The sequence below is a fragment of the Dyella solisilvae genome, from assembly GCF_003351225.1.
GTDB classification, from domain to species: Bacteria; Pseudomonadota; Gammaproteobacteria; order Xanthomonadales; family Rhodanobacteraceae; genus Dyella; species Dyella solisilvae.
Map to the genome: position 1 here is coordinate 1 of NZ_QQSY01000011.1, position 5,872 is coordinate 5,872.

A 5,872-nucleotide genomic window follows, 5' to 3' on the forward strand; every position below is an offset into this window, starting at 1 on the left:
GCAACTCCAGTCTGGCACTCTTAGATGCCGAGGGCGGGGAGGAGTCCATCCCATTGCTTCCGACCCATAACGGACCTAAGAAGAGAGCACTGATAGAGTCATGTGAATGAGCGAAAAGGCAATCATCATCTTCTTTTTTGTCGTGCTTTCATTCGGCGTGCTGCACGGACTCAGGTCCGGCAGCATGGTTTTCCTATTGCAGACCTACGAGATGTCAGAAGACCCCGGCTTCTATTGGGCTGGCATTGTCGTGGCGGGTGCAAGCGCCGTGGCGCTACTTGCCGCACTGATTTTTGGCTAGATTCGTTGTGCCGCGCCCTCTCGCCGTTACTGGCAGGGGGCGCCCGCTTCCGACCCTGAGCAGACCCGCTATCCGTAGGCCACATTGGGGGCATTTATTGCCCAGTCCCGAGCGACAAAACAGGAGGAAAGGCCGTGTTTAGCACAGGAGGGACGTCGCCAAAGTCAGCGACGGCAAAGTTCATTTGGTGGTTGTTGTTCTCGCTCATTGCGCTCTCCTTCTTATACGTTTTAACGAAGAACCCCGCTTAAGATAAGGCGGTGAGCAGACAGAATCGGAGTGTCCGCTTCCGACCCGTAACGGACGTTGCTCGGATGCAAAGTTAGGAGGCGTATGCGCGCATTACCTTTGGTGGGATTGCTTTTGGTCAGTGGGGTGGCCGCAGCATCGCCGTGCGACTCGATGAGGCGCGACCTATCTGACTCTCAGAGGTCTGTGTGGGCTGCCGCCATTGCGGGTCAGCTCAACGTGCGAACCGTCACGGTCCTTCAAGCATTCGAATCGAAGGACTGGAAGATCGTTTACGTCCAGACGCCAAACTCTGATCCGCCCTTCCTCTTCTTCCATGGGGCACCCGATAGAGCGCACTTCGTGACTTTGTGGAGCGGGGGTGCCCGTCCTGAGGAGGAAGCCAGTATTCGAACGTGGGTAATCAAGGACGCCCCAGGAATACCGTCAGATCTGACTAAGTGCTTCGCCTGGCACGTAAGCAACGCCCGCGACCTCTAAGACGCTGGTGTTGCACTGTCCACGTTCGCTAGATTGGTTAGGTTCGCTTCCGACCCGAAACGGAAATTGCCGCATCGTCGGAATGCACCCGAATTCGAGACGCGCCGGGATGGATCCCCAGGTGGCTGATTTGGCCAACGCGCGCTCTGCCGTGCTCAAGCAGCGGTCCGTTTTACGCCAACTGTTGCTCAGAATTTGGAGGTTCGAGGCATCAAGGAATAGCGACTTCCACCAGGTCAGCAAGCTCCTTGCTGCAGTCCCAGTCGCGATGAAGGTGGGCAATCACGACCCGGCCCCACTGGAAGCCTTCGTCCTCGAAGCTGATCTTGGTGCGCTGGTTGCTGGTGAGCGCGCGCTCCATTCTTTGCTTGTAGTTTGCACGCATCAGAAGCAGGGCATCGAGGTAACGCTGACGGTCGAGGTTGTGCATCTCGACCCACTGCTTCAACCCGCCAAGGCCCCTGAAGTTGTCCATCGCGTCGGTGAAGCCATCGCGGAAGGAGGCTCCGAAAGTGGCGGTCGCAATGGTCTTGGTGATGTGAGCGCGGCTGTTTGAGTAGGCAGCAGCATTTTCGCGGATGCTGGGCCGGTTCAGGTCTGCTTTGTCAGTCACCTGGAATCTCCTGGAACAAAGGCTGTTGTCTGCAAGTGAGTCTCAAACAGGGGATCCTCTGCCCTGACCGATCCGATGGAGCGCGCTGGTGATAGACAGGACGACCGGCGCTCCCCCGCATGCCCGTAACCAGGCAGCGGCCGAATGGCGTCAGCTCAAAGTCGAAATCTGTCGTCAGCACGAAAACCACTGATACCCCTTGGGGCTAATGTGGCCCAGGCGTAAGCGGAGACACCCTCCTATTGGTATAGGGTGTGGAGGGAGAAAGGGTGGCGTAAGGCTATGAAAGGTTGGACGCCCCAGTATCCGGCAACGCCTGATGGCGCCGGGGATGACCATCCAAAGTCTCTCCGACAGGTGCGAGGCCGAGGTGGCCAAACAAGTCAGCGAGCTTGGCAAATAACCAGGTCCGCTTCCGATCCAAAGCGTGTCTGATTCCGATCCCCAAGGGGCGGCACATGAACATGGTTCGCGGAATCGCTCTCGTCGTCTTTTTCCTGTGGCTGACGATCGATGCGTTGGTCGTCTTTCGGCTCAAGACGAGTGACGCCGAAAATCGGGATCATTTCTCGCTGAAGCTACTCATGATCGGTAACCCGCTGGTCTACGCCGCCAGCATCGGCCTGTCGTACGGGACGACAGGGGCTTTCCATTCGATAGCCCTCCAGCTGGCGGGTCTGGTCATCCTGATTGCCGGCATCGCGATTCGCTCGCTGGCGATCGCCCAGCTTGGCCGCCTCCACACTCCCAACGTGGCCGTGCGGAGTGACCATCAACTCAAGGAGAATGGTTTGTATGGATATGTGCGACACCCCAGCTACCTTGGCGCATTGATCGCTTTCTTCGGATTCGCCATGGCGCTCGGAAACTGGCTGAGCGTGGTGGTGATGTCGAGCCTGACGACCTGGATCTACCTCTACCGCATTCGCGAAGAGGAGGCGGCCTTGTCAGCCGCCTTCGGGGAGGCATTTCAACATTACGCCTCGCGCACCAAACGGCTCATCCCTTGGGTTTATTGAGGCAGCAGCCAGGGAAAATCATCTGGGCGAAATCGTCGTAGGGGGCTTCAGGGGATGCTCTTGTGGACATTGAACGACGTCCCAAATAGCGATGGTCCCCACGCTGACTGCTTTCGACTCGCAGCGGACCCTTTAGAACTCGCGCTGATGAACGTTCAGTGGCGCCCGCTTGGCGCTGGCGTTCGCCACGTCCTCAAGCGTCGCGCGGGCTTCCGACGCGATCTCCTCAAAGCGTGCTGAATAGCCTTCCTGTTGAGTTTGCGCAAAGGCGCGCCCGAGCTGGTGGCGGGCACGCTGTTCTGCGATCGCCTGCGCCTTGCGCCACTGCGGCATGAGTGGGGCTGCGCTGGATTTGCGCACGCGGGCGGCGGCCGCCATGAAGCGGGCCGCACGCTGCGCTTCGCCGCGTTCGCTCGAGATGTAGGCCGCGCCCTCGACGCAACTCGCCACGCCACGCCAATGGTGAAATCCGACAAACGCATCGAGGTCCATCAGCCAGTCGCCCGCCGCGCCGCGCAGTTGGCCGAGATAGAAGCGCTGCAGAGCCCGGTTCTTCAGGATGTAGGCCTGCTGGAAAAGGCCTTTGCCCAGCACCGACACCGCCCGGTAGGCATCCCCAAGGCACGCCTCGGCTTCCACATGGCGCTCATTCAACGCCAGCGAGATGCCGTGACCCAGCAATGCCATGGAACGCAGCCACAGGTCGCCCTGCGCATCCGCGATGACCTGCGCCGAAGCGGCGCAAGCCTCCGCCTGCACCAGGTCCCCGCAGGTCGCGAGCTCGAAAGACAGTACGGCTTGCCCAGCGGCGGCGAGCCTTTCAATCTCCAGGCGCTTCGCCAGACCGATGCCTTCGCGAAGCAGCGAGCCGGCGACCTCGTGCAGTTGTGACTGGTGATTGACGGTGCCGCAGGCGATCAGCGCCTTGGCGCGCTGGCTGGTCTGCGCGTGTCCGGCTTGAAGCGCCCTGTCGATGCGCCGCGCGGCGTCGTCATAGTGGGAACACATCCGGTAGTACCAGCAAAGGTTGCCGCTCATGGCCAGCGCGTGCTCGACACGGTCCTGTCGCGACAGGGCGTAATCGAAGGCGACGTGCAGATTGGACCACTCACGCCTCACGCGATCGCACCAGAAATGTTCGCGGTCACTGTTCATGGCCCGATCGACGTATTCGGTGAATTGCACGAAGTGAGCCAGATGAGCGTCCCGCACGAGTTGCTCGTCGCCACTTTCGGCAAGCTTCTTCCGCGCGAACCACTTCACGCTGTGCAACAAACGGTAGCTCGGTGGGTGGACGGCGGTGTCCGCGACCAACAACGACTTGTCGACGAGTCCTCCCAACAGGTCCAGTACCTGCTCCTCATCGAGCCCAAATACCTTGCCGACCGCGTTGGCGCCAGCCATCGTGCAGCTGCGCGCGAAAACACTCAGCCCGGCGAGCAGGGACTGCTCCGGTCTGGACAGAAGCGCGAAGCTCCATTCGATCAGCGCGTGCAGGGTTTGATGATGTGGCGGTCTGCCCGGACTCGCCTCGGCAAGGTTGAGCAGGTGCGCCTTGATCCGCTTGAGCAGTTGCTCAGGGCTGAGCAGGCGAAGGTGCGCCGCCGCGATCTCGAGCGCCAGAGGCAAGCCATCGACTCGCCGACAGATTTCGGCGACGGCGTGCGCGTTGGCTGTGGTCAGGGCAAAGCCCGAGGCGAACGAACGCGAACGCGTCAGCATGAGTTGTACCGAGGGCACCCGCGACAACAGGTCTATGTCCTTGTCGGTCAGCCACTCGCCCGTGGTCGGTACTTCCAGTGGCGAAAGCCAGTGGAGCGATTCACTCGCGCAGTTCAAGCGCTGCTGGCTGGTCACCAGCACGTGCGGCCCGACGCTGGCCTCGAGCAGGGCCTCGACCAACTCCCCCAGGTGTGAGGCGATCCGCTCGCCATTGTCGAACACCAGCAGCACGTGACGCGTCCGCAACAGCTCACCCAGGCTGGCCGTCAACCCTTCGTTATTCTCCGGGATCGGGATCTCGAACATCGCCGCCAGCGATCGCAGCAAGCCTTCTTCGTCAGTCAGCGCAGTGCAGTCGATCAGCCAGACGCCATCGGAGAACACCGCCGTGATCCTCCGGGCAACCTCCAGGGCGACCTGCGTCTTTCCCACGCCGCCTGCGCCAGCAATCGTCACGAGACGGTTGTCGATCACAAGTCGTTCGAGGCAGGCTATGTCGCGCTCTCGCCCGATGAGCGCGTGGGTCCAGACAGGCAGACGCCCCCGCGCCTGCGGTGCGAATCGTAGTTCGATGGCACGCTCTGGCTCGGCGCTCAGCAGTGGCGCGATGAAACGGTAGCCAAGGCTGTGCACGGTCTGGATGTACCGCGGCTGTTCCTGGTCGTCGCCCAGAGTCCGCCGCAATTGCGAAATGACGCGACTGAGTGTGGAAGGGGTTACGCAGCTATGGCCCCACACGGCATCCAGAAGGTTGTCCCGGCTGAGCAACTGGCCGGGATGGGTGAGGAACTCGAGCAGTACGGCAAAGACCTTCGGCTCGACTTCCACGTCACGACCGCCACGCGACAGGCGGTGGGCGACCGTATCGACAACGACGTCTCCAAATGCGTATTCAACTGGCCTGTCGCCGTTTCCGGAATGCTCGCCGACGCCCATGTTCTGGCACACCTTTCCTGGAGCTTGTTGTGGCAAAGCGGGCAACGCCCTTACTCGCCATTCGCTCACGAATGACCACAACCCCCTGCTTCTGATGGATGGCTCTCACACCCAGCGGCGCCACCGGGCGCCTCAACGCGACGTTCGGACGAGACTGTCAGGGGTTGTCGCGTAAAACCCCGGCCCGGTTGCGCGCGTTCCACCTGCCGACTTTCGTCGCCGGAGAGCGGCGGATCATTACTATGCGCTCCCCTGGTTCCGTCAGCTATCGGCCAAGAGGGGTAATTCGACAGGTTTTCGCAAGGTCTATGCCTTTCAGCGCTGCTGGCCTTCCCGCGGATTCATGGCCACTTCGATTCTGCGGTGAAGTGGTTTGAGGGCGGTCCTCTTGCCGAGGTGGGAGTCGAAGAGGTGCGGGTCCCCGCTTCAGGAAAAAGTATTGAGTGAAACGATCTGCGCCATGCCGCAGCTCAGCACGCCGTTGGGCGAGCGCCTCTTCTGAGTGAAAGGCGCCGAATCGGGGGGGCGAAAGATTGATTCCGGGGGGGGGGG

General features: G+C 61.0%; 4 protein-coding genes. 2 read left to right on the forward strand and 2 right to left on the reverse strand.

Translation table 11 applies throughout. The features are described 5' to 3' along the window. Nucleotides 1–106: 106 nt before the first annotated feature. Nucleotides 107–301 carry a hypothetical protein gene (locus DVT68_RS19825; protein WP_114826953.1) on the forward strand — a complete coding sequence of 65 codons (195 nt, stop codon included), beginning with the start codon at nucleotides 107–109 and terminating at the stop codon, nucleotides 299–301. Between the two features lie 940 nt (nucleotides 302–1,241). Here the strand turns inward: DVT68_RS19825 and DVT68_RS19835 are convergent. Next, complete coding sequence (locus DVT68_RS19835; protein ID WP_114826955.1) at nucleotides 1,242–1,643, reverse strand: hypothetical protein; 402 nt, start codon at nucleotides 1,641–1,643, stop codon at nucleotides 1,242–1,244. Between the two features lie 458 nt (nucleotides 1,644–2,101). Between DVT68_RS19835 and DVT68_RS19840 the strand changes: the two genes are divergently transcribed. Continuing rightward, a complete protein-coding gene (locus DVT68_RS19840) occupies nucleotides 2,102–2,662 on the forward strand; it encodes a methyltransferase family protein (protein WP_114826956.1) in 561 nt (186 codons plus the stop codon). 132 nt (nucleotides 2,663–2,794) lie between these two features. On the opposite strand, the gene DVT68_RS19845 is transcribed toward DVT68_RS19840, so the two are convergent. Next, a complete protein-coding gene (locus DVT68_RS19845) occupies nucleotides 2,795–5,320 on the reverse strand; it encodes an ATP-binding protein (protein WP_114826957.1) in 2,526 nt (841 codons plus the stop codon). Between the last annotated feature and the right edge of the window lie 552 nt (nucleotides 5,321–5,872).

Coding starts and splice junctions, on each gene's coding strand:
- DVT68_RS19825 (WP_114826953.1), top strand. CDS start 107: ATGAGCGAAAAGGCAATCATCATCTTCTTTTTTGTCGTGCTTTCATTC.
- DVT68_RS19840 (WP_114826956.1), top strand. CDS start 2,102: ATGAACATGGTTCGCGGAATCGCTCTCGTCGTCTTTTTCCTGTGGCTG.
- DVT68_RS19845 (WP_114826957.1), bottom strand. CDS start 5,320: ATGGGCGTCGGCGAGCATTCCGGAAACGGCGACAGGCCAGTTGAATAC.